General features: G+C 62.7%; 1 pseudogene. It reads left to right on the top strand.

What is annotated here, in order from left to right:
• Positions 1-1,909, top strand: a pseudogene (locus AC1DVH_RS30275) (peroxidase family protein); the annotation flags it as partial.

Raw genomic sequence — 1,909 nt, forward strand, 5'->3', positions numbered from 1 at the left:
GTGCCGACGGTATCGGGGGGACGGCCGACGATCAGTTCGGCGCGGGCAACATCATCCTCGGCGGCGATGGCAGCGACATCATCGAAGGCCGTGGCGGTAGCGACCTCATCGACGGCGACAGTTGGCTCAACGTGCGCATCAGCGTGCGTCAGAACGTGGATGGCACCGGGCCGGAGATCGCCAGCTTCGACAGCATGACGCCGATGATCCCGCTCATGCTCAACGGCACCTACAATCCCGGCCAGCTCGTCGCCGTGCGTGAGATCCTGCCGGGCGTGGGTGGCTTCGACACCGTCAACTTCATGGGCCCGCTGTCCAACTACACAGTCTCCGTCAACGATAACGGCACTGCGCTCGACTTTTCCGATGACATCGTCACCGTGACCGACAATGTCGGCAAGGAAGAAACCGACCGTCTCACCCACATCGAGCGGCTGCAGTTCTCCGATCAGTCCATGGTCCTCGTGCCGGGGCTCAACGCTGAGCCGGTAGGCGCACTGACGGTGGATAACACCGCGCCGACCGTTGGCCAGATACTGACCGTGTCGGGGGCAGGCCTCACCGATGGCGACAACGCGGGCGGGGCGATCCACAATTCCATCAGTTACGTATGGCAGTTTGAAGCGGCACCGGGCTCGGGCGTCTTCGAGGACATCATCCTCGGGCCAGGCCGCATCGGTATCGGATTTACCAGAGCAGACGCGCCCACACTCACGGTGACGTCGGATCTTGCCGGCCTGGCAGTGCGCGTCAAAGGCATCTATGCCGACGATCATGGCGTGACCGAGCAGGTATTCTCGGCACCGACTACGGCAGTAGTGGCCGGGGCGCCGGCCCCCGCAGCGGCGCCTTCGTTGATTGATCCGCAGACCACTGCCCCCAGCAATGGTGTGCGTTACACGCAATCCGACCTGGCGTTCATCCTTGACCAGATCAAGATAGCGGAACACAACGCGGCTGGTGAGAACATGGTTTCTCTGCTGCCGAACATACGGATGCCATTCGGTTTGCGCACGGTCGAAGGGACGGAAAACAACCTGCTCCATCCCGAGTTCGGTGCCGCCGATAACGTATTCCCGCGCCTGACCACGCCGGACTTCCGCACGGCCGACGCCGGTACGAGTTACACCCAGACCAGCGGCCTGGTGATCGACTCGCAGCCGCGCACCATCAGCAACCTGATCGTSGACCAGACCGCCAACAACCCGGCGGCRGTCGCGGCCACCTTCGATCCCGGTCTGGATGGCGTCCTCGGCACCGCTGATGATGTCTTGAAAGTTGGTGCTCAGGTGGTTACCGGAACCCGCACCGACGGCACGACGTTCCAGACCTTCTTCGATCCGAACGTGAGCCCCGACGCGGGCCTGACCGCGCCSTTCAACCAATGGATGACYTTCTTYGGCCAGTTCTTCGACCATGGCCTGGACCTSGTCACCAAGGGCGGTTCGGGCACCGTGTTCGTTCCKYTGCAGCCRGAYGACCCGCTSTTCGTGCCRGGTAGCCCGACCAACTTCATGGTGCTGACSCGCGCCACCAATMWRCCCGGCCCCGACGGYATCCTSGGCACSGCCGAYGACATCCACGAGAACACCAACACCACCTCGCCGTTTGTCGACCAGAACCAGACCTATAGCTCGCATCCTTCGCACCAGGTGTTCCTGCGTGCCTATGAGCTCAACGCAGCGGGCGATCCGGTGGCCACCGGCAAGTTGATCGAAAATCGTGATCTGGGCGCCGATGGCGTGTTCGGTACGGCCGACGACGTCGGGATCGGTGGCATGGCCACCTGGAAGGTGGTCAAGGCGCAAGCCCATGATCTGCTCGGCATCAATCTCACTGATGCCGATTTCAACAACGTGCCATTGCTGGCGACCGACGCCTACGGCAATTTCATCAAGGGCCCGAACGG

Source organism: Pseudomonas sp. P4_C3, from assembly GCF_056402075.1.